The sequence below is a fragment of the Kitasatospora sp. NPDC001095 genome (genome assembly GCF_053598615.1).
The window spans coordinates 37,333-56,439 of record NZ_JBSFKQ010000022.1; the positions used below are offsets into that span (position 1 = coordinate 37,333).

The following is a 19,107-nucleotide window of genomic DNA, read 5'->3' on the forward strand; positions in this document are numbered from 1 at the left end:
CGAAATGGGGGTATACGGGCTATGGGTGTCCCCACTGCCGTCGGCATGACCCCCCTCAGTATCCGGCGGTGTGATGCGCCGCGCCGGCCCCGGTCTGCGCGGCGATGTCCTGTGCGACCTGTGCCAGGGATGTGTGGAGGGCTTCGCGTATGGCTTCCAGGCGTGCGAGGCAGGCGTCCAGCGAGGCGAGGGCGGCGTCGCCGTCGGTCCGCATCCGGTGCCCGACGGCCACGAGCTGGTCCTCGAGCCGCTGCCAGCGCTCTTCGGCGGCGGCCGGGGGGTCAGGCGCGCCGGTGGTCGCTGTCATGGCGCAGTCGGTCGGTGTGCTGGGCGAGGTCGTCGAGGCGGTGGGCGATCTGGGAGTGGTGGGCGCCGAGGTGGGGGCGGACGGCGGCCAGGGGTGTGAGGAGTTCGGTGGCGTCGGGGGCGCCGAGCGCGGTGTGGAGGTGGTCGAGGGCGGGGCGGGCCGCCGGGGCGAGGTCGGTCAGGGCGGCGACCTGGGCGGCGAGCCGGCGCAGGTCAGCGGCGTTGGCGCGGGCCCAGTCGGCGACGGAGCGCTCCGCGGCGCGGCGGTCGCGTACGGCCTTGACGCGTTTGGCCCCGGTGGTGCCCGGGGTGCCGGTGGCGGGTGGCGCAAGGCGCAGGTAGCGGTTCTCGGCGGCCTGACGGCTGGCGACGCCCATGGGGCGGGCGAGGTCGGCCCAGGTGGCGCCGGCGGCGCGGGCGGTCTCCACCAGCGGGGCCTCCCAGTCGGCGAGTTCGGTACGCAGCTCGCGCAGCAGCAGCAGGGCGGCCAGTGCCTGCTCGGGGTCGGTTTGGGTGGTGGGCGGGGTCGTGGCTTCGGTGTCCTGCGCGGTGCGGACGGCGTCGTCTATGGCGGCGAGCGCCGCGGCGGCGGCGAGGAAGGACGCCGGGCCCCTCGACGGTCCGCCACTGGTGGCGGGTTCTTGGGGCCGCTTTCTCATGGGTGTCACTCCTTTGGCGACATCAGGGTTTGTCATTGGATGGATGACATGTTAGAACGGTTTCAGGTGAAGCGCACTGGCACCCATCGATCAGTGGAGGTGTTTCGCGATGCTGATGCGCACCGATCCGTTCCGCGAGCTGGACCGGCTGACCCAGCAGTTCTTCGGCACGACCGGGACCTGGTCGAGGCCGACCCCGATGCCGCTGGACGCCTACCGCGCCGGCGACGAGTACGTGATCTGCTTCGACCTGCCGGGGGTGGCCCCCGATGCGATCGACATCGATGTCGAGCGGAACATGCTGACCGTCAAGGCCGAACGCCGTCCCCGCCACCAGGGCGAGGACGTGAAGTGGGAGCTGTCCGAGCGTCCGCTCGGCGTCTTCTCCCGGCAGGTCATGCTCTCCGACACGCTCGACCCCGACGGGATCGTCGCCGACTACGACTCCGGCGTGCTGACCCTGAAGATCCCGGTCGCCGAGAAGGCCAAGCCCCGCAAGATCGCCATCGGCCACGGCGGAAGCCGCAAGGAGATCAAGGCCTGACGGCGTCCCTCTGCCGTTCCGCGCCGCCCGCACCCCCCGAGCGGACGGCGCGGAACACTCCCGCAGTCGGCCCCGTGCCGCCCGGACCGGCACCGTTCGTGGTGAGGGCCTTCGGTGAAATCGACAGGGAGGAATCGCGGTGACTCTTCGATGGGAAGCTTTCTTGGACCAGGTCCAGGAACGCGGAGAGTACGACACACCCCAGGACGCCGATCGCGCGGCCCGCGTCGTGCTGGCCCTGCTCGGCGCCCACCTGGTCGGCGATGTGCGCGCGAAGCTCGCGGCCCGTCTGCCCGAGACCTTCGCCCTGATCCTGCTGAACCCCTTGCAGGCCGCCGAGCCGCTCAGTCCCGAACGGTTCGTACGCGCCACCGCCGCCTGGATCGAGGGCGCCACCGAGAAGACCGCCGTGTGGGACATCGGAGCCGTCCTGTCCACGGTGGCCGACGCCGCCGGCGACGAATTGTTGGAGCGCGTGCTGTTCCAGCTGCCGCCCGGCTACGACGTCCTGTTCGGCCGCCCCGCCCCCGACCACCGATCCTGACCGCTTTCGTGCCGCCGCGTGCACCGCGGCGGCCCGTATCGGAAGGCCACCGCCATGACCCGGCACCGCCGCCTGATCCAGCAGGTCCGCACCCTTGGCCGCCACCCCAGCGACGAGGAAGCGGAACGAGTCCTCGACACCGTCCTGGCCGTCCTCGGCTCCCAGCTCACCGGCGACGAACGCTGCGAGCTGGCCGCCGCGCTGCCCGAGCGGGCCCGCGCCGTCCTCGCCTCGCAGATCCCCCTGCCCGAACCCGTCGCCGCCCCCGCCTTCGTCGAAGCCGTCGCCCGAGCCCTGAACATCAGCCTCACCAGCGCCCGCTGGGATGCCTCCTCCGTCCTGGCCGCCCTCGCCGATCTCGCCGGCGATAGGCTCACCGACCGCCTTCTCGCTTGCCTGCCCAGCGGCTACGCGCTCCTGTTCGGCCGCGCCGACCTCGCCGCCGCCGCTTGAACCCCACCCAGCAGCGCGGGCGGGTCCAGGCGGCGGGCGCCGGACGTCACCGGCCGCGGGTCCGCCCCAGGTCGGCCTCCAGCTCCTCCACTCGGGCCTGGAGATCGAGCACCCGGCGCGCCCCTTCCAGGGTCAGTCCCTCGCCGATCAGCTTGACCAGTGCGGCAATGCGGTTGATCTCCCGGCGCGAGTAGCGCCGCTGGCCGCCTGCCGAGCGCACGGGCACCACCGCGCCCAGCTCGTCCAGTCGCCTCAGGAACGCCACCCGGACGTGCAGCATCGCGGCAACCTGCCCCACCGTGTACAGCGCGGCATCCGCGTCATCAATGGGCAGCTCCACCACCGCGACCTCACCTCGCCGCTCGATGAAATGAAACCTCACTTCCACGTTACAGATTTCCTCCAGCCACGGCGTCGACTTACCCTTGATGTCATGAGGCTCAAGTTTCCTTCCTCCCGGTGAGGCAAGACGGGAGGGATGGCAAGAGAGGAGGCCCGTGATGGCACGCGCAGTCGGTATCGACCTGGGAACGACGAACTCGGTGGTCTGCGTGCTGGAGGGCGGCGAGCCGACCGTCGTCACGAACGCCGAAGGCGCGCGCACCACCCCGTCGGTGGTGGCCTTCGGCAAGGGCGGCGAGGTGCTGGTCGGCGAGGTCGCCAAGCGGCAGGCCGTCACCAACGTTGACCGCACCGCGCGCTCGGTGAAGCGGCACATGGGCGAGAGCGGCTGGCACTTCCCGGAGAAAGGGGACGTGGACGGCAAGAGCTACACCGCGCAGGAGATCTCCGCGCGGGTGCTGCAGAAGCTGAAGCGCGACGCCGAGTCCTACCTGGGCGAGGACGTGACGGACGCGGTGATCACCGTGCCCGCGTACTTCAACGACTCCCAGCGCACCGCGACCAAGGAGGCCGGCGAGATCGCGGGCCTGAAGGTGGCGCGGATCATCAACGAGCCGACCTCCGCCGCCCTGGCGTACGGCCTGGACAAGGAGAACGACCAGACGGTGCTGGTCTTCGACCTCGGCGGCGGCACGTTCGACGTGTCGCTGCTGGAGATCGGCGAGGGCGTGGTGGAGGTGAAGGCCACCTCCGGCGACACCCACCTCGGCGGTGACGACTGGGACCAGCGGATCATCGACCACCTGGTCAAGCAGTTCAAGAACGGCTACGGCATCGACCTGTCCAAGGACAAGATGGCCGTGCAGCGCCTCCGCGAGGCCGCCGAGAAGGCCAAGATCGAGCTGTCCGCCGCCACCGAGACGACGATCAACCTGCCCTACGTCACGGCCTCCGCCGAGGGCGCGCTGCACCTGGACGAGAAGCTCACCCGCGCCCAGTTCCAGCAGCTCACCGCCGACCTGCTGGACCGCTGCGAGGGCCCGTTCCACCAGGCCGTCAAGGACGCCAAGATCGAGGTCCCCGACATCGACCACGTGATCCTGGTCGGCGGCTCCACCCGGATGCCGGCCGTCACGGACCTGGTGAAGAAGCTCACCGGCAAGGACCCGCACAAGGGCGTCAACCCTGACGAGGTCGTCGCCATCGGCGCCTCGCTCCAGGCCGGTGTCCTCAAGGGCGAGGTCAAGGACGTCCTGCTGCTGGACGTCACCCCGCTGTCGCTGGGCATCGAGACCAAGGGCGGCATCATGACCAAGCTGATCGAGCGCAACACCACGATCCCGACCCGGCGCTCGGAGGTCTTCACCACCGCCGAGGACAACCAGCCCTCGGTCACCGTGCAGGTGTACCAGGGCGAGCGGGAGATCGCCGCGTACAACAAGAAGCTCGGCATGTTCGAGCTGGCCGGCATCGCCCCGGCCCCGCGCGGCCTGCCGCAGATCGAGGTCACCTTCGACATCGACGCCAACGGCATCATGCACGTCGGCGCGAAGGACCTCGGCACCGGCAGGGAGCAGAAGATGACCGTCACCGGCGGCTCCGCCCTGCCCAAGGACGACATCGACCGCATGATCCGCGAGGCCGAGCAGCACGCCGAGGAGGACCGCCGCCGCAAGGAAGCCGCCGAGACCCGCAACCAGGGCGAGCAACTCGCCTACACCACCGAGAAGTTCCTCACGGACAACCAGGGCAAGGTCCCGGCCGACGTGCAGAGCGAGGTGGAGGCCGCTCTGACGGAGCTGAGAGAGAAGCTCAAGGGCGAGGACACCGCCGCGATCCGCGCGGCGAGCGAGAAGGTCGCCCAGGTCAGCCAGAAGCTCGGCCAGGCCATGTACGCCCAGACCGCCCCCGGTGCACCGGGCGGCGCGACCGGTCCGCAAGGCTCGGAAGAGGAGGTCGTGGACGCCGAGATCGTGGACGAGGACGAGCACAAGGGAGGCGGCACCGCACCCTGACGGTGGGCTGCCCGCCGGCGGTGGCGGCGGGTCGTCCGCGCCCTTCACGACCACCGCGTGGCGGAACCGCTCGACCAGGCCTTCGCCCGCATCGAGCACCTGCGGCCGCGATGACCCGCCCCGGTACGCGCGAACGCCGGTGTGCCACCTCGGATCCGAGAGGGCGCACCGGCATTCGTACGCGGTCCCGGTCTCAGCCCTTGCGGCGGGCGGCCGCGGCGCCGTAGCGGCGCTCGAAGCGCTCGACACGGCCCGCGGTGTCGAGCACGCGGGACTGGCCGGTGTAGAAGGGGTGGCTGGCGGAGGAGATCTCCACGTCGATCACGGGGTAGGTGTTGCCGTCCTCCCACTCGATGGTGCGGTCACTGGTGACGGTGGACCGTGTGAGGAAGGTCAGCCCGCCGACGCGGTCACGGAAGACGACGGGGCGGTAGGCGGGGTGGATGCCGGGCTTCATCGGATTCTCCTTGGCTGGGCGGGGTCGGGGTCAGCGTTCCTCGCGGAACTCGGTGTGGCGACCGAGCACGGGGTCGTACTTGCGCAGGACGAGCCGGTCCGGGTCGTTGCGCCGGTTCTTGCGGGTCACGTACGTGTGGCCGGTACCGGCGGTGGACCGGAGTTTGATGATCGGGCGCAGGTCGTTGCGGGCCACGGCGTCCTCCTGGGGCGGATCGGTGACGGTTGAGCCACCATCATAGCGAAATGGTTTTCGTTTCCATCAGGCGTGTAGGGTGGCAACGTCACCTGCGGCCACGGCATTCCCGGGCCGAGGCCGCGATCCTGGTCCCGATCGAGATCGACGGCCGTCGCCACCTCGTCCCCCAGCACTTGGTCCGCGCCTACCAGCGCGGCCTGCTGGCCGCCGACGAGAGGTGAGCACGGCGGGGGCGCCGGCATCGGCAGGGCGCCGGCCTTCCCGCCGCGCAGGGCCCTGGCCTGCTACAGTCGTGGGAGTTGCAGTAGTGGTTCCCATGAACTTTGTGTGCGCCTGCTGATGTATTGCAGGCGCATTTTTTGTTCCCCGGCTCTTCCCCGGTGGGCGCTCCATGCGGTGACTCGAAGCCCGCGCCGTGCGTGCTTCGGACAGTCCCTTGAAGGAGATTTCTAATGGCTAATGGCACTGTGAAGTGGTTCAACTCGGAGAAGGGCTTCGGCTTCATCGAGCAGGAGGGTGGCGGCCCCGACGTCTTCGCCCACTACTCGAACATCAACGCCAACGGCTTCCGTGAGCTGCTCGAGGGCCAGAAGGTCGAGTTCGACGTCACGCAGGGCCAGAAGGGCCCGCAGGCCGAGAACATTCGCCCGCTGTAGTTCTTCTGCCACGGCACCCGCCTGGCAGTGAGGGGCCCGCACCGCGCACACGTGCCCGGTGCGGGCCCCTCGGTCATCGCGCCACGGTGGCGGAGCCGTGCGCACCGCGGGCGGTGAGCCCGCGGGCGACCCCGTCCGCGAGCAGCAGCAAGGCGGCGGTCACCAGCGCGGCCATGTGTTCGTAACCCGCCAACACCGGGTCCACCGCCGTGATCGCGGCCGTCAGCAGCACCACGCCCAACGCGGTCCAGCGCGCCCCGAACCGCCAGGCGACCAGCAGTCCCAGCCCGATCACGGCCGCCGACGGCCCGGTGTCCCGGACCTGGGCGAACGCGGCGGGCAGGTGGAGCAGGTGGCCGGGCGGCCGGGACACCCCGAAGCGCGCGTAGCAGGTGCCCACCAGCGAGCAGGTGTACCCGACGGCGAGCGTGCGCCACGGGCCGAGGGTCAGCTCGGCGATCGCGAAGACCACGAACACCTGGGCCAGCGCCCCCCAGACCGGGAGGCCCAGGGCCGGCACGAATATCGAGACCGGGAAGCGCGGCAGCGCGACGTCCCACGGCTCGGCGGCCCGGACCACGCCTATCCGGGAGACGAAGGCCGCCCCGCTCGGGAACTCGTCGACCGCCGCGAACAGCAGCACCAGGCAGCTGGAGACCACGGTGAGGGTCAGTGCGGCGGCGCCCCTGGCCCGCAGCCGGGCGTGCGCACGGCGGTAGAGCGGGCCCCACTCGCTCTCGGCCGCGCGCCGGATGCCGGGATCGTTCACGACGGTCCTCCAGTCCCGATCAGGAGCCGATGGTGGCCGCACGCCGGTCCGCGGCACCGGCGGGCGGCCGGACGTCGGAGCCCGAGGTGCACGGCCGCAGCAGCGCGAAGTAGGCCAGGGCCGGTCCGGACTGCCGGATGACGTGCAGGCCGACGGCGTTGGCGTGCCGGGCCAGGGTCGCCGGGCGGATCCGGTGGCGGTCGAAGAACTCGCCGACGACCAGGCGACCGGTCGGCTTGAGGACCCGGCGCAGCTCGCTCAGGGCGGCGGGGACGTCCGGGATCTCTCCCAGCGCGGTGACCAGGTAGGCGGCATCGAACGTGGCGTCGTCGAAGGGGAGTTCGCGCGCGTCGGCCAGGGTGGGGACGATGGTGTCGAGGCCGGATCCGGCGGCCCGGCGCATCACGTGGTCGAGCATCTCCTGCTGGATGTCGACGATGTCCAGCCGGCCGTCGGCGCCGAGCCGGGGCGCCACCCGGAGCGATTGCAGCCCGGTGCCGGGACCGATCTCCAGCATCCGCTCGCCGGGCAGCGGCTGGAGCTGCTCGGCCAGCCGCTCCCAGGACAGGAACGGCAGCGGCAGGTCGAGCAGTCGGTGCTGCGCGTAGGGGTACGGCGCGGAGTCGGTCACCCACCAGGCGGTGGCCGCGGCCGCGACCGAGGCGCCCGCAAGGGCCCAGGTGCCGGCCTTGCCGAACGGGGCGCGCAGGGGTGAGGAGGGGTGGCGCATGGTTCTTCTCCAACGTCGGTCGTCGGCGTGGGGCGGTGGTGCCCGCTCAGTGGATGTGCATGCCTCCGTCGGAGGCGGCCACGGTGAGGGAGGTCGACGCGCCGTCGGAGTTCGGCAGGTCGATCCGCGGCGCGGAGCTGCTGCGGTGGGCGTCGATCCGGTAGCCGGTGCTCGAGGGCACCCGCGAGGTCGCACCGACCATCTGCCCTCCAGCCAACAGCAGTTCAGCCGGGCCGGACACGTGGCAGGCCCACCGAACCGGGGTACGGACAACCCCCCTGTCAGTCCCCGCCGTTGTCGTCGGGCGGGGTGGTGGTGCCGGTGGTGTCGGCCGGGGCGGCAGCGGCCCGCGGCTGCGCGGCGGCGCTGACTCCGGACGCGATGGCGGGCGTGACGAGGGTGAGGGTGATCGCCGCCGGTGCGGCGGCGGCCGCGGCCACGAGGCACTGGACCCAGCAGGGGCGACCGGCCGAAGTCACCGCTGCACCGGCCGACTTCGCCTCCTCGCCGGACTCATCCGGCATCCGTGATCCACCCCCGGAAGGTGCCGTCATCACCGTCATCACCGTCATCACCGTCATCGCCGGCGTCATCGGCCTGGACGGACTGGCCGGGGCGACCGCCGAACTGGGCGCGCCGGAGCGGCACGCGAAGATCAGCGTCGACCCCTCGCTGGTCGCCGGCTGATCGTCCGAACGACGGTGGCGCCCCCGGGAGATCCCGGGGACGCCACCGTCGTTCGCGGCACGGGCGTTCTCAGTGGACCGCGATGTCGCCGCGCGTGGTCTTCACCACCACACTGTGCGGCGCGTCCGTGGCGGTGTTCGGCAGCGAGACGCTCGGCGACGACCAGGAGCTCTGCGCGTCGACGCGGTAGGAGGCGTCGTGAGGCACCTTGAGGTCGACCCGGCCCCAGTCCGTGGTGACCTTCAGGGAGGCGGGTGCCGCCGTGAAGGAGGCGCTGACCTCGCCGTCGGTGGTGATCACCTCGGCGTCCGGGGCGCTGCTGTCGGCGAGGGTCACCGCGCCGTACGTGCTCCGCACGGTCAGCGGGCCGGACGACTGGTCCACCTCGACCCCGCCCCGCCCGGTGGCCAGATCCAGCCGGCCGGTCAGACCCTTCGCCTGGATCCCGGCGCCCCCGGTGCTCACCTGCGCGGCCAGGCCGGCCGGCACCGTGACCTGCAGGTGCCCCGAGCAGTCGTCGGAGCAGCCGGCGGTGACCGTGACGTCCGACCCGGACCGGGTGACGGAGACCTGCGGGACACGGCCCGTGTAGCTGCCGCTCATGGCCACCGTGACCTGCGAGGAGTTGTCCTGGCTCAGCGTCACGCCGAGTCGGTCGGTCTGGACCGTCACCCGGTCGGCGCCGGCCGCGTCCTGCTGCCAGTCGCCGCTGTACGGGTGGTGCGCCGGAAGCGAGTCGACCACGATCCAACTGGCCACGGAGACGACCGCGACGAGGGCGGCCAGCCCTATGAGGAGGCATCCGCGGCGCTTCATCGGTGTGGTACTGATCTCAAGCTCCCAGGTAGCGCAGGACCGCGAGCACGCGGCGGTGGTCTCCCGCCTCCTGCTGCAGATCGAATTTCACGAAGATGCTGCGGATGTACTTCTCCACCGCCGCCGTGCCGATCACCAGATCGGCCGCGATTCCGGCGTTGGAACGGCCCTCCGCCATGGCCGTGAGGACCTCCCGTTCGCGCGGCGTCAGGGTGGACAGCGGATCCCGCTGCCGGCTGCCGGCCAGCAACTGCTTGACCACCTCCGGGTCGAGGACCGTCTCGCCCGCGGCGACCCGGCGCAGCGCGTCCACGAACTCCTCGGCGTCCGACACCCGGTCCTTGAGCAGGTAGCCGACCCCGTTGTCATTGGTGTTGACCAGGTCGATGGCGTAGCGCTCCTCGACGTAGTTGGAGAGCACCAGGACACCGGTCTCCGGCCAGCGGGCGCGTACCGCCAGTGCGGCGCGCAGGCCCTCGTCCAGGAAGGTGGGCGGCATCCGGACGTCCGTCACACAGGCGTCCGGCCGGTGTTCGGCCACCGCGCGCAGGAGTTGCTCCCCGTCGCCGACCGCGGCGACCACCTCGATCCCCTGTTCGCTGAGCAGCAGTTCGATGCCCTGGCGCAGCAGCGCGGAGTCCTCGGCCAGCACTACCCGCATGGCAATTCCACCTCGATCACGGTCGGTCCACCCACCGGACTGCTGAGCCGGAACCGCCCGTCCACCCCGGACACCCGGTCCGCCAGACCGGTTAGACCCGTGCCGGCCGTGAGATCGGCTCCGCCACGTCCGTCATCGCCAACCCTAACGTTCAATCGGGCGCCCTCCCGGCGGATCTCCACCAAGGCGCGGGTCGCACGAGCATGCTTGGCCACATTGGTGAGCGCCTCGGTCACCGTGAAGTAGGCGACCGCCTCGATGGTGGGGGAGGGGCGCGGCTCCACCAGGACGTCAAGGCGCACCGGCACCGGTGCCAGCGCGGCGACGGCGGAGAGCGCCGCCTCCAGGCCGCGGTCGGTCAGCACCGGCGGGTGCAGGCCACGGGCCAGGTTGCGCAACTCGGCGATGGTGCTGAGGGTTTCCCGCCGGACGTCCTCGACCAGCTTGTTGGTCTCGTGGTCGCCGGACTTCTTCAACCGCGAGCTGACCCGGCCCAGGGTGATCGACATCGCCACCAGCCTCTGCTGGGCACCGTCGTGCAGGTCCCGCTCGATCCGTTTGCGCTCCGCCTCGGCGGCGTCCACCACCCGGGCGCGGCTCTCCGTCAGATCGTTGATCCGCTGCTCCAGCTCCATGCCGCGGGGCCTGGAGAGCAGTGCGACGGCCAGCGCGGTGTCCAGTGCCAGCAGGAGTTTGACGATCAGGGGGGAGAGGACCGCGCCGACCAGCAGCGCCACCGCCGCGACCAGCAGCGCCCGGGGCAGGGAGTCCACCAGGAACGGCCCGAGCTGGGCCTGCCCGCCGGGCAGGCCCCGGTAGTAGGCCGGAAGCAGCACCAGGGTCAGCGGCACGGCCCAGATCAGCGCCACCCCGACCACGGTCACCGCCGCCACCGGCATCAGCAGTAGTTGGTAGCCGATCAGCCGCCAGGTGCAGGGGTTGTGGACGAGCGACTGCAGCGACTTGACCAACCGCCACGAAGCGACCGGCGCCGGCAGCTCGTCGAGCTCCAGCCCGCAGGTCACGGCGAACCGGGCGCGCTCGACGGCGGCCAGCCGGAACAGCGCCCACCCCGCGGCCACCGTGAGCGGCAGGCCCACCAGGCCGGCCGGCGCCAGGCAGACGGCGACGACCAGCACGACCAGCACGGCCAGTCCCGCCAGCGCCACCAGACCGTCAAGTGCCAGGTGGATCGACGCCCGCCACAGCACGGGGGAGGCCAGCGCGCGCAGCGGATTGCCCGGCACCACCTCGCGGGGTGGCCGGGCGTCCCTCCAGGCCATGCCGGTGGCACGGCCGGCGATGTTCTCGGTCAACTGCTTCGGACCCGCTCTCGTGGGCAGTGCGGGCGGCGACCAGGTCACCGTCCGCGCCTCGGTTCAACAGGGGGACGGTACCCAACCCGACCACCCGTCGACAGCGAGGAGAGCCCACCAGCGGGGGGTAGGGTCTACCCCCGTCCGGCCGGTGGGTTCACGCTGCCGACCCGGCGCCGCCCGGTGCGACATCGTGGGGTCATGACCGATCGACACTCGAGCGCCGCCGTCCGTCCCGGCCCGGCCGGCAGGACCGACGACATCGAGCAGTTCCTCGCGCACTACGGGGACACCATCGACGACCGGGTCGCCGAGATCGTCGAGGAGGTCCTCGGCGAGCAGCTGAGGGGGTACCGGCGCGACGTCGTGCTGCCGGTCACCGTCGCGCTGCTGGCGGCCGCGGCCGTCTCGCTGGCGCTCATGTGGTGGAGCCCGTGGACAGTCCCCCTGGTGTGGGCCGCCACCTCCGTCATCTGCGGGTCGCTGTCACAGAGTGCCCGGATCCCGCGCCGCTCGTGACGGGCCGCGGGTGTCGGCGTGCAGCAGTCGTTCCGGAGCGACTGCTGTGCCAAGGGGCGATCAGACGAGTCGGCTGCGGTACGGGTCGGCGGGCCCCAGGGGCGGGCACTTCTACCCGCTCGGCCGCACCACCGCCTTCGGCCCGGCCACCCCTCAGGGCTGGAGCCTGGGCACCGGACAGTCCAGGCTCGAACCCCGCCTCGCCGACGCCACCGCGTGGCAGGAGCACGACCCGCCCGCCACCCGCGCCCTGATGGACCACGGCGTGCACTCGATGATCGCGGCCCCGCTGCTGGCCCGTGGCATCCTGCTCGGGGTCGCCGAGTTCTGGCGTGCGGACACCTCGGCGCCCTTCGAGGAGGACGACCGCTCGGTGGCCGAGGACCCGCCTCCTAGGAGTGGTGGCTCCGGTGGGCCCAGGAGGGGTCTGTGCCCCGTTCCTCCTGGGGCGCGTACGGCTGGGGGTAGGGGTGGGCGTCCTGGTGCGGCGGCGCGGGCCACCGGGAGCAGGGCGGCGACTGCGGTGAGTGCGGTGTGTCCGTGCGGTGCTGGTCGGTGGGTCGGGTGGTCGTGCGTCCGGGGCGCAGGGGCCACCACAGGCCGCGGCCGAGGACCGCGGCCAGGGCGGGCACCAGCACGATGGACAGCAGGAACGCGGAGAGCAGGATGCCGAGCGCCGTGGCGAAGCCGATCTGCTGGGTGGAGGGTTGCGGCGTCACCGCGAGGCCGGCGAAGGAGCCGGCCAGGACGAGGCCCGCCGTCGCGATGGCCGGGGCGGTGTGCCGCAGGGCGCGCGCGACTGCTGCCCGGGGCGGCCCGGGGTGCTCCATCTCTTCCCTGATCCGGTCGCTGATCAGGATGTTGTAGTCGGTGCCGAGCGCGACCACGAACAGGAACAGGACCAGGGGCAGCGTGAAGTTGACGCCCGGCTTGTCCATCGCGTGCTGGAACAGCAGGGCGGCCGCGCCGAGGGTGGCCGCGAAGCCGAGGCCGACGGAGAGCATCAGGACCACCGGTGCGAGCAGGCTGCGCAGCAGCAAGAGGAGGATCAGCCCGATCAGTACCGCCGCGACCGGGAAGACCAGCCGAAGGTCGCGGCCGACGGCGGTGGAGACGTCGGCGAAGACGGCCGGGGTGCCGCCGACGTGCGCGGTCAGGTCGGCGGGTGTGCTCTGGGCGACGGCTGCGCGGATCGGGCCGGAGACCAGGTCGCGGGCCTGCTGGGACTGCGGGTCCTCGGTGAGGAACAGGTCGATCCGCGCGGCCTGCCGGCTCTCGCTCAGGACCGGCTTGGCCACCTGGCCGACGCCGGCGACCCGGGTGAGGCGCTGGGCCAGGCCGTCGAGTGCGCCGGGGGAGAGGGGGCCGGCGTTCTTCGTTTCGACGTAGACGCTGGTCGGGTCCGCCACGCCGGCGGGCAGGGCGCGCGAGATTTCGAGGGCGGTGGTCTGGGACGCGGTGCGTGGGCCGCCGCCCAGGCCGTAGTCCATCTTGATCCCGGCCAGCCCGCCGGCCAGGGCGCCCAGGAGGGCGATCGAGGCGAGGACCATGGTCAGCGGGCGGCGGGCCACCAGGTCGGCGAATCGGGCCGCGGTGCCGTCGCGGGGCTCGGCCTTGAGGGCGCGTGAGGGCCAGAAGAGTTTGCGTCCGCACGCCGCGAGCACGGCGGGCATCAGGGTGAGGCTGGCCAGCAGCATGACCAGGACCGAGACCGCGACGGCCGGGCCGAGCACCCGGAACTGGCCGAAGCCGGCGATCCCGAGGGTGGCGAAGGCGGCGACGATGGTCAGCGCGGCCGAGGTGACCGCGGTGCCGACCTTCTGACTGACCTCGGCGGCGGTGGTGCGGTGGTGGCGATCGGGTCGGGCCCGCAGCTGCTCGCGGAAGCGGAACATCAGGAACAGGAAGTAGTCGATGCCGATGCCCAGGAGCACCACGCCGATGAGGCTCGGTACGGAGGGGTCGAGCTTGATGCCGGTGAGCAGCGCGGTGCCCACGACCGCGCCGGCGGCCACGCCGCTGATGAGGGCCACCGAGACCAGCGGCAGCAGGGCGGCCAGGACGCTGCGGAACACCAGGACGTGGAGCAGCACGATCAGGGCGACGGCGCAGGCGGAGGCGATGGTCGCGAGGGTCTTCCCGTCGTCGGCGGAGTCGACCTGGTCGGCGAGTGCGCCGGTGAAGCCGGTTCGCAGGCCCTGGGCGGCGAACTCCGCCCGGGCGTTGTCCCGGAACGCCCGGAAGGTGTTCTCCAGGCCCGGGTCGGCGGGGTTTCCGGTGAGGTTGGCGGAGAGCAGCTCGAAGGTTCCGTCAGGTGCCGCCATGGCCGGGCCGACCTGGGGGATCTGCGAGTAGTCCCGCTGAAGGGGCGCCGCGTCCTTGGGCTTGGGCATGGTGACCTTCAAGCGGCTCAGCCGCTTCGCCCCGGCGTCGATCTGCTCGTGGTCCGCGGGGGTCAGCGCCCGGCCGTCGGTCCGCGCCACCAGGACGGTCACCGGGTTGGCGTCGGGTTTCGTCCCGAAGTGGTCGTGGGCGATCTTCATGGCGGCGGCCGAGTCGTAGCTCTTCGGCAGGAAGTCGGCCGTCTGCGTCTGGGTCACCCGGTAGATCAGGGTCTGGCTCAGGACGGTCAGGAGCATTCCCAGGACCGCCCATGCGGCGATCACCTTCCACGGATTTCTGGTGGAGAATCCGGTCAGGGCGCGGATCACGATGTCCTCCGGCTGCGGTGCTGTCGCCGGGGGTTCCGGCACGTCTCCAGACCATCACGCCGTACCGGGCCTTCTCGTCCGAGCGGAGGAGGAGAACGCCGTCAGGACCTGGGCCCGGCACACGGCGGTGACCAGGACCAGGGGCCTGGTCGGGGATCGGTCCCGGGTGCCTGCCCGGGACCGGGAACCGCTGCGAGAATGACCGCGGACGCTTTCCCCCGGGGACCGCAGGCCGTTGCGGGAACGGCACACGACTCACGGTAGACGGTCACGGTGAACCGGCGAAGGCCAGTGCCGACCGGCCACAGAAAGGACCAGCACCAGCATGTCGACGCACCACCGGCCCCTGCCGCCGTCGCCGAGAGCCGACGGCGTGCCCTGGACGGCCAGTGATGCGCTGGTGGCCGTCGGGGCGGCCGCCCTGGACCTCCTCGGCTACACGGTCGGCGGTCCGGACGGAAGCCAGCCGATCGCCCTGACCGCCCTGGTTCTGCTCGTACTGGCGGCCATGCCGCTGCTCACCAGGCGCCGCTACCCGCTGGCGTCACTGGCGGGTGTGCTGGTCCTCGGCCTGGCACTGAACCTGAGCGGGCCGGTGCCGCAGCACTTCAACTCCACGCTGTGCGTCGCGCTGTTCGCCGTGGCCCGCTCCCGCGGCATCGCGGTGGCGGCGCCGGCCGCCCTGGTGGCGGCCGCCGTGCCACTGCTGGGCCGGGGGCATCCGCTGCCCCCTCCGGTGGGGGAGATGGCGGTCAACGTGTTCGCCGCGGCGCTGGTCGTCGCCGCGGCCGAGGTGCTGAAGCGTTGGCAGCACGAGATGGAGGTCAGGCGCAGGCTGCTGGCCGACCGCGCGGTGGCGCAGGAACGGCGCCGCATCGCACGGGAGTTGCACGACATCGTGGCGCACCACATCACCACCATGCAGCTGATGGCCGGCGGTGCCAGAGCGAACCTCGGGAATGACACCGAGGTGGTGCGCGACGCCCTGGTCACGCTGGAGGGCTCCGGGCGGATGGCGCTGCGCGAGATGCGCCAACTGCTCGACGTGCTCCGGGCCGGCGACGCGCCGGAGGAGGCGGACGGGGCGCCGTCCGCGCCGCAGCCCGGTGTCGGGCACGTCGCAGGGCTCGTCGAGGAGTCCCGCAGGGCCGGTCTGCCCACGGAGTTCGCCGTCCTGGGGGAGGAGCGTCCGCTGCCGCCGAGCACCGGCCTGGCGGTGTTCCGGATCGTCCAGGAGTCCCTCACCAACACCCGCAAGCACGCCGGCCGGGCCGAGGCGCGGGTCCAGCTGACGTACCACCCGGACCGGGTCACCGTCGAGGTGTCCGACAACGGCGCCGCCGCGCCGGCCGACACCCTGGTGGGGGCCCTGGCGGGGGCGGGCAGTGCGGCCGGACCGAGGGCGGGCCGCACCGGGTACGGTCTGATCGGCATGCGCGAACGCGTCGCGCTGCTGGGCGGCAGCATGGTGGCCGGCGGCGTCGACGGTGGTGGCTTCCGGGTGGTGGCCAGCCTGCCGGTGGCGCCGGCCGACGGAGAGGAACTGCTCGGATGACGGAAACCCCGGAGCGGATCAGGGTGCTGATCGCGGACGACCAGCCGCTGGTGCGGCGGGGCCTGGCCCTGATCCTGGCACCGGACCCGGCGTTCGAGGTGGTGGCCGAGGCGGACGACGGGCAGCGAGCGGTCGACCTCGCGCACCGGCACCGGCCGCACGTCGTCGTGATGGACATCCGGATGCCGGTTCTCGACGGGGTCCAGGCGACCGAGCGGATCACGCGGGAGCTGCCCGCCTGCAGGGTCCTGGCGCTGAGCACCTTCGACATGGACGAGTACGTGGTGGCTGCCCTGCGCGCCGGCGCCTCCGGGTTCCTGCCCAAGGACGTCTCCCCGGAGGAGCTCTCGGCGGCCGTGCGCACCGTGCACACCGGGGAGGCGGCGGTGGCGCCGCGCCTGCTCACCCGGTTGATCTCCACGTACGTCACCACGCCCCGCCTGCCGCAGCCGTCCTCACCGGTGCCGGTGTCCGACCTGGGTGAACTGACGCCCCGTGAGATCGAGGTGTGGCACCTGCTGGCCACCGGCCTCGACAACGCCGAGATCGCGTCGGCGATGGGCATCAGCGTCTCCACGGTCAAGAACTACATCACCAGCATCTTCGCCAAGCTGAGTGTCCGCGACCGCGCCCAGGCGGTGATCGCGGCTTACGAGTCGGGCCTGGTGGAGGCCCGGCGCGCCAACCCGGCGGGCTGAAAGCGGGCCGGCCGGCCGCCGCCGGGCCGGGCAGGGTCGAACCGGGCCCGGCTGAGAGGTCGCGCAGCGGGGCATGGACGGGTACCCCGGCGGGAAAGCGGGCAAACGGCCCCGGCGATCACGGAGTTGTTGCGACGCTCCGTGACTGCCGGGGCCTGGGCCCGTTCCGCTCCGAGGGGTGGGTCAGCGGCAGAGGGCCGCGTCCAGGGCGTCCGCCATGTGCTGCGCGCCGACCTCGCCCGGGACGGCGGTGACCGTGATGGCGGCGGCGCGACCGTCGTCGGTGACCCCGTTGCGGGAGCGGTATCCCGCGGTGGTCCCGCCGTGGCCCCAGAAGAGGCCGCCACAGGAGAGCGGCCTGCTCTGCAGGCCCAGCCCGTAGCGGACCCCCGGGCCCAGGGGCTCGGCGGGGACGGTGGTGCGCATCTCGGCGAGCTGCGCCGCGGGCAGGAGCCGGCCGCCGAGGAGCGCGGCGTAGAACGAGTTGAGGTCGGTGTTGGTGGAGACGACCGCCCCCGCCGCCCAGGCCGGCGAGGAGTCCATCTCGGTGTAGTCGACCGGAGGCGCGTCCGGCGAGCTGCGGTAGTAGCCGTGCGGGTGGGCCTCGTGGACGCTCATGTCCCCGGGGGCGGGGAAGTAGGTGTGGCGCAGGCCGATGCGGTCGATGACGTGCCTGGTGATCTCCTCGCCGGTGGGCCGCCCGGTGACCTTCTGGACTAGGAGTCCGGCGACGATGTAGTTGGTGTTGCTGTACTCCCAGCCGGTACCCGCGGGGAAGTGGGCCTTCTGGGCGAGGGCGCTGTCGAGGAGGTCGCGGGGCTCGAAGTAGCGGTACTGGATCGTGGGGAAGTCCGGGAGTGCGGGGGTTCCCATGTAGTCGGGCAGGCCGCTGGTGTGCTGGAGCAGCTGACGGACGGTGATGTCGCGCCCGTCGATGCCGTCGCCGCGCAGCAGGCCGGGGAGGTAGGTCTCGACGGGGGAGTCCAGGCCCAGCTTTCCTTCGGCGACGAGCTGGAGGACGACGACGGCGGTGAAGGCCTTGGTGTTGCTGCCGGCGCGGATCTGCCCGTCCACGGGGACCTTGGCTCCGGTGGCGAGGTCGCCGACGCCGGCGGTGTAGTTGCGGGTGCGGCCGTCGCGGCCCTTGACGGAGGCCAGCGCGGCGGGCATGCCGTCGTCCTTCACCAGCGCGTTCAGGCTCGACTGGACGCTGTCCGGCCTGCCGCCCGCGAACGCCGCGGTCGGTGCCAGTGCCGAGGCCGCCACGACGCCGGCGGCCACGGAGGCCACGGCCACCGCCAACCCGCGCCGGCCACGGCGGCGTCGGTCGGCCCGGTCGTGCTGGACGTGCTGGACGTGCTCGTTCATGGGGGAACTCCTCTGCTGGAGGGGGGAATCGGTGGGGCGCGCGGGTTCTGCGCGCAGGGGCGCGCAGAACCCGCTGGTCGTGCCGGTGCGGACGCTCAGGCCGGATCGGGGAGGGTCAGCGGCACAGGGCGGAGTCCACCGTGGCTTCCACGTGCTTCTTGGCCGCGTCATCCGGGATCCTGGTCACCGTGATGCTGATGGCGCGGCCGTCATCGGTGGCGCCCCCGGCGGTGTCGTAGCCCGGAATGGTCCCGCCGTGGCCCCAGTACACGCCACCGCACGGCAGCGGCCGGCTCATCAGGCCCAGCCCGTAGCGGATGCCCGGAGCCACCACGTCGGCGGGGACGGTGGTGCGCATCTCGGCGAGCTGCGCCGCGGGCAGGAGCCGGCCGCCGAGGAGCGCGGCGTAGAACGAGTTGAGATCGCTGTCGGTGGAGACGACGGCGCCCGCCGCCCAGCCCCAGGACGGGTCCAGTTCGGTGTAGTCGCGGAGCGAGCCGTCGGCGTCCCGGTGGTAACCCTTGGGGTGGGCCTCGTGGATGCTCATGTCCCCCGGGGTGGGGAAGTAGGTGTGGCGCAGGCCGATGCGGTCGACGACGCGCCGGTTGATCTCCTCACCCAGTGGCCGCCCGGTGACCTTCTGGATGATCAGGCCCGCCATCAGGTAGTTGGTGTTGCTGTACTCCCAACGCGTGCCCGGGGCGAAGTGAGCCTTCTGGGCGAGGGCCGAGTCGAGCAGTTCACGCGGTTCGTAGTACCGCTTCGGACCGGCGAGGATCGAGCCCTTGTCCACGTACTCGGGCAGGCCGCTGGTGTGCTGGAGCAGCTGACGGACGGTGATGTCGCGCCCGTCGATGCCGTCGCCGCGCAGCAGACCCGGCAGGTAGGTCTCGACGGGGGAGTCCAGGCCCAGCTTTCCTTCGGCGACGAGCTGCAGCACCACGACGGCGGTGAAGGCCTTGGTGTTGCTGCCGATCCGTACCTGCCCGTCCACGGGGACCTTGGCCCCGGTGGCGAGGTCGCCGACGCCGGCGGTGTAGTTGCGGGTGCGGCCGTCGCGGCCCTTGACGGAGGCCAGCGCGGCGGGCATGCCGTCGTCCTTC

At 72.1% G+C, this 19,107-nt stretch carries 24 protein-coding genes; 10 read left to right on the top strand and 14 right to left on the bottom strand.

Annotated elements, in window-relative coordinates:
• Positions 1–55: 55 nt before the first annotated feature.
• Together ACWDBB_RS19750 and ACWDBB_RS19755 are read right to left on the bottom strand one after the other, a co-directional pair.
• On the bottom strand, positions 56–307 hold the full coding sequence (locus tag ACWDBB_RS19750) for a hypothetical protein (RefSeq protein ID WP_449790824.1): 252 nt from the start codon (positions 305–307) through the stop codon (positions 56–58).
• Positions 282–965: a hypothetical protein gene (locus tag ACWDBB_RS19755; RefSeq protein ID WP_449790825.1), complete on the bottom strand. Its 684-nt coding sequence runs from the start codon at positions 963–965 to the stop codon at positions 282–284. The genes ACWDBB_RS19750 and ACWDBB_RS19755 overlap by 26 nt, the downstream gene beginning before the upstream one ends.
• Before the next feature lie 109 nt (positions 966–1,074).
• On the opposite strand from ACWDBB_RS19755, the gene ACWDBB_RS19760 reads away from it, so the two are divergent.
• The 3 genes from ACWDBB_RS19760 to ACWDBB_RS19770 all read left to right on the top strand — a co-directional run bounded on the left by ACWDBB_RS19760 (position 1,075) and on the right by ACWDBB_RS19770 (position 2,506).
• Positions 1,075–1,509, top strand: coding sequence for an Hsp20/alpha crystallin family protein (locus ACWDBB_RS19760; RefSeq protein WP_449790826.1), 435 nt, complete (start codon positions 1,075–1,077; stop codon positions 1,507–1,509).
• A gap of 139 nt (positions 1,510–1,648) precedes the next feature.
• Complete coding sequence (locus ACWDBB_RS19765; protein ID WP_449790827.1) at positions 1,649–2,053, top strand: DUF2267 domain-containing protein; 405 nt, start codon at positions 1,649–1,651, stop codon at positions 2,051–2,053.
• A gap of 54 nt (positions 2,054–2,107) precedes the next feature.
• Entirely contained in the window at positions 2,108–2,506 is a 399-nt protein-coding gene (locus ACWDBB_RS19770) for a DUF2267 domain-containing protein (protein ID WP_449790828.1), read from the top strand.
• 46 nt (positions 2,507–2,552) lie between these two features.
• On the opposite strand, the gene ACWDBB_RS19775 is transcribed toward ACWDBB_RS19770, so the two are convergent.
• On the bottom strand, positions 2,553–2,894 hold the full coding sequence (locus ACWDBB_RS19775) for a helix-turn-helix domain-containing protein (protein ID WP_449790829.1): 342 nt from the start codon (positions 2,892–2,894) through the stop codon (positions 2,553–2,555).
• 112 nt (positions 2,895–3,006) lie between these two features.
• Here ACWDBB_RS19775 and dnaK point away from each other — a divergent pair, with 112 nt between their 5' ends.
• Positions 3,007–4,863, top strand: a complete 1,857-nt coding sequence (gene dnaK, locus ACWDBB_RS19780; protein WP_449790830.1) for a molecular chaperone DnaK — start codon at positions 3,007–3,009, stop codon at positions 4,861–4,863.
• Positions 4,864–5,056: 193 nt separating this feature from the next.
• On the opposite strand, the gene ACWDBB_RS19785 is transcribed toward dnaK, so the two are convergent.
• Both ACWDBB_RS19785 and rpmG read right to left on the bottom strand, forming a co-directional pair.
• On the bottom strand, positions 5,057–5,320 hold the full coding sequence (locus tag ACWDBB_RS19785; RefSeq protein ID WP_279094886.1) for a type B 50S ribosomal protein L31: 264 nt from the start codon (positions 5,318–5,320) through the stop codon (positions 5,057–5,059).
• Between the two features lie 30 nt (positions 5,321–5,350).
• Positions 5,351–5,515, bottom strand: a complete 165-nt coding sequence (gene rpmG, locus ACWDBB_RS19790; protein WP_449790831.1) for a 50S ribosomal protein L33 — start codon at positions 5,513–5,515, stop codon at positions 5,351–5,353.
• 50 nt (positions 5,516–5,565) lie between these two features.
• Here rpmG and ACWDBB_RS19795 point away from each other — a divergent pair, with 50 nt between their 5' ends.
• On the top strand, positions 5,566–5,739 hold the full coding sequence (locus tag ACWDBB_RS19795) for a 50S ribosomal protein L32 (RefSeq protein ID WP_449790832.1): 174 nt from the start codon (positions 5,566–5,568) through the stop codon (positions 5,737–5,739).
• Between the two features lie 231 nt (positions 5,740–5,970).
• Entirely contained in the window at positions 5,971–6,174 is a 204-nt protein-coding gene (locus tag ACWDBB_RS19800) for a cold-shock protein (RefSeq protein ID WP_045694210.1), read from the top strand.
• 73 nt (positions 6,175–6,247) lie between these two features.
• Here ACWDBB_RS19800 and ACWDBB_RS19805 read toward each other — a convergent pair whose 3' ends face one another.
• The 3 genes from ACWDBB_RS19805 to ACWDBB_RS19815 are packed head-to-tail and all read right to left on the bottom strand — an operon-like array spanning position 6,248 to position 7,875.
• Entirely contained in the window at positions 6,248–6,943 is a 696-nt protein-coding gene (locus tag ACWDBB_RS19805) for a hypothetical protein (RefSeq protein ID WP_449790833.1), read from the bottom strand.
• 19 nt (positions 6,944–6,962) lie between these two features.
• On the bottom strand, positions 6,963–7,673 hold the full coding sequence (locus tag ACWDBB_RS19810) for a class I SAM-dependent methyltransferase (protein WP_449790834.1): 711 nt from the start codon (positions 7,671–7,673) through the stop codon (positions 6,963–6,965).
• 46 nt (positions 7,674–7,719) lie between these two features.
• Positions 7,720–7,875, bottom strand: a complete 156-nt coding sequence (locus tag ACWDBB_RS19815) for a hypothetical protein (protein WP_449790835.1) — start codon at positions 7,873–7,875, stop codon at positions 7,720–7,722.
• Positions 7,876–7,967: 92 nt separating this feature from the next.
• Here ACWDBB_RS19815 and ACWDBB_RS19820 point away from each other — a divergent pair, with 92 nt between their 5' ends.
• Positions 7,968–8,360 carry a hypothetical protein gene (locus ACWDBB_RS19820; RefSeq protein ID WP_449790836.1) on the top strand — a complete coding sequence of 131 codons (393 nt, stop codon included), beginning with the start codon at positions 7,968–7,970 and terminating at the stop codon, positions 8,358–8,360.
• 69 nt (positions 8,361–8,429) lie between these two features.
• Here ACWDBB_RS19820 and ACWDBB_RS19825 read toward each other — a convergent pair whose 3' ends face one another.
• The 3 genes from ACWDBB_RS19825 to ACWDBB_RS19835 are packed head-to-tail and all read right to left on the bottom strand — an operon-like array spanning position 8,430 to position 11,153.
• Positions 8,430–9,176 carry a DUF4097 family beta strand repeat-containing protein gene (locus ACWDBB_RS19825; protein WP_449790837.1) on the bottom strand — a complete coding sequence of 249 codons (747 nt, stop codon included), beginning with the start codon at positions 9,174–9,176 and terminating at the stop codon, positions 8,430–8,432.
• A gap of 16 nt (positions 9,177–9,192) precedes the next feature.
• Positions 9,193–9,837 (bottom strand): response regulator transcription factor, encoded by a 645-nt coding sequence (locus tag ACWDBB_RS19830; protein ID WP_449790838.1) that lies wholly within the window; start codon positions 9,835–9,837, stop codon positions 9,193–9,195.
• Positions 9,828–11,153: a sensor domain-containing protein gene (locus tag ACWDBB_RS19835; RefSeq protein ID WP_449790839.1), complete on the bottom strand. Its 1,326-nt coding sequence runs from the start codon at positions 11,151–11,153 to the stop codon at positions 9,828–9,830. Before ACWDBB_RS19835 ends, ACWDBB_RS19830 begins: the two co-directional genes overlap by 10 nt.
• 201 nt (positions 11,154–11,354) lie before the next feature.
• Between ACWDBB_RS19835 and ACWDBB_RS19840 the strand changes: the two genes are divergently transcribed.
• Positions 11,355–11,672 (top strand): hypothetical protein, encoded by a 318-nt coding sequence (locus tag ACWDBB_RS19840; protein ID WP_449790840.1) that lies wholly within the window; start codon positions 11,355–11,357, stop codon positions 11,670–11,672.
• 392 nt (positions 11,673–12,064) lie between these two features.
• Here the strand turns inward: ACWDBB_RS19840 and ACWDBB_RS19845 are convergent, their stop codons facing one another.
• Positions 12,065–14,425, bottom strand: coding sequence for an MMPL family transporter (locus ACWDBB_RS19845; protein ID WP_449790841.1), 2,361 nt, complete (start codon positions 14,423–14,425; stop codon positions 12,065–12,067).
• 283 nt (positions 14,426–14,708) lie between these two features.
• Here ACWDBB_RS19845 and ACWDBB_RS19850 point away from each other — a divergent pair, with 283 nt between their 5' ends.
• The gene (locus tag ACWDBB_RS19850; protein WP_449790842.1) at positions 14,709–15,938 is read left to right on the top strand and encodes a sensor histidine kinase; all 1,230 of its coding nucleotides are present in this window, start codon (positions 14,709–14,711) and stop codon (positions 15,936–15,938) included.
• Positions 15,935–16,636 carry a response regulator gene (locus tag ACWDBB_RS19855; RefSeq protein ID WP_449790843.1) on the top strand — a complete coding sequence of 234 codons (702 nt, stop codon included), beginning with the start codon at positions 15,935–15,937 and terminating at the stop codon, positions 16,634–16,636. The genes ACWDBB_RS19850 and ACWDBB_RS19855 overlap by 4 nt, the downstream gene beginning before the upstream one ends.
• Positions 16,637–16,819: 183 nt before the next feature.
• Here the strand turns inward: ACWDBB_RS19855 and ACWDBB_RS19860 are convergent, their stop codons facing one another.
• The gene (locus ACWDBB_RS19860; RefSeq protein ID WP_449790844.1) at positions 16,820–18,004 is read right to left on the bottom strand and encodes a serine hydrolase domain-containing protein; all 1,185 of its coding nucleotides are present in this window, start codon (positions 18,002–18,004) and stop codon (positions 16,820–16,822) included.
• 115 nt (positions 18,005–18,119) lie between these two features.
• A partial coding sequence (locus ACWDBB_RS19865; RefSeq protein WP_449790845.1) for a serine hydrolase domain-containing protein occupies positions 18,120–19,107 on the bottom strand: 988 nt, incomplete at its 5' end.

Excerpts from the sequence above, each read along its gene's own strand:
- ACWDBB_RS19840 (WP_449790840.1), top strand. The coding sequence starts at position 11,355 with ATGACCGATCGACACTCGAGCGCCGCCGTCCGTCCCGGCCCGGCCGGC.
- ACWDBB_RS19855 (WP_449790843.1), top strand. The coding sequence starts at position 15,935 with ATGACGGAAACCCCGGAGCGGATCAGGGTGCTGATCGCGGACGACCAG.
- ACWDBB_RS19795 (WP_449790832.1), top strand. The coding sequence starts at position 5,566 with ATGGTTTTCGTTTCCATCAGGCGTGTAGGGTGGCAACGTCACCTGCGG.
- ACWDBB_RS19750 (WP_449790824.1), bottom strand. The coding sequence starts at position 307 with ATGACAGCGACCACCGGCGCGCCTGACCCCCCGGCCGCCGCCGAAGAG.
- ACWDBB_RS19850 (WP_449790842.1), top strand. The coding sequence starts at position 14,709 with ATGTCGACGCACCACCGGCCCCTGCCGCCGTCGCCGAGAGCCGACGGC.
- ACWDBB_RS19815 (WP_449790835.1), bottom strand. The coding sequence starts at position 7,875 with ATGGTCGGTGCGACCTCGCGGGTGCCCTCGAGCACCGGCTACCGGATC.
- ACWDBB_RS19770 (WP_449790828.1), top strand. The coding sequence starts at position 2,108 with ATGACCCGGCACCGCCGCCTGATCCAGCAGGTCCGCACCCTTGGCCGC.
- dnaK (WP_449790830.1), top strand. The coding sequence starts at position 3,007 with ATGGCACGCGCAGTCGGTATCGACCTGGGAACGACGAACTCGGTGGTC.
- ACWDBB_RS19755 (WP_449790825.1), bottom strand. The coding sequence starts at position 965 with ATGAGAAAGCGGCCCCAAGAACCCGCCACCAGTGGCGGACCGTCGAGG.
- ACWDBB_RS19760 (WP_449790826.1), top strand. The coding sequence starts at position 1,075 with ATGCTGATGCGCACCGATCCGTTCCGCGAGCTGGACCGGCTGACCCAG.
- ACWDBB_RS19825 (WP_449790837.1), bottom strand. The coding sequence starts at position 9,176 with ATGAAGCGCCGCGGATGCCTCCTCATAGGGCTGGCCGCCCTCGTCGCG.
- ACWDBB_RS19810 (WP_449790834.1), bottom strand. The coding sequence starts at position 7,673 with ATGCGCCACCCCTCCTCACCCCTGCGCGCCCCGTTCGGCAAGGCCGGC.
- ACWDBB_RS19800 (WP_045694210.1), top strand. The coding sequence starts at position 5,971 with ATGGCTAATGGCACTGTGAAGTGGTTCAACTCGGAGAAGGGCTTCGGC.
- ACWDBB_RS19830 (WP_449790838.1), bottom strand. The coding sequence starts at position 9,837 with ATGCGGGTAGTGCTGGCCGAGGACTCCGCGCTGCTGCGCCAGGGCATC.
- ACWDBB_RS19860 (WP_449790844.1), bottom strand. The coding sequence starts at position 18,004 with ATGAACGAGCACGTCCAGCACGTCCAGCACGACCGGGCCGACCGACGC.
- ACWDBB_RS19785 (WP_279094886.1), bottom strand. The coding sequence starts at position 5,320 with ATGAAGCCCGGCATCCACCCCGCCTACCGCCCCGTCGTCTTCCGTGAC.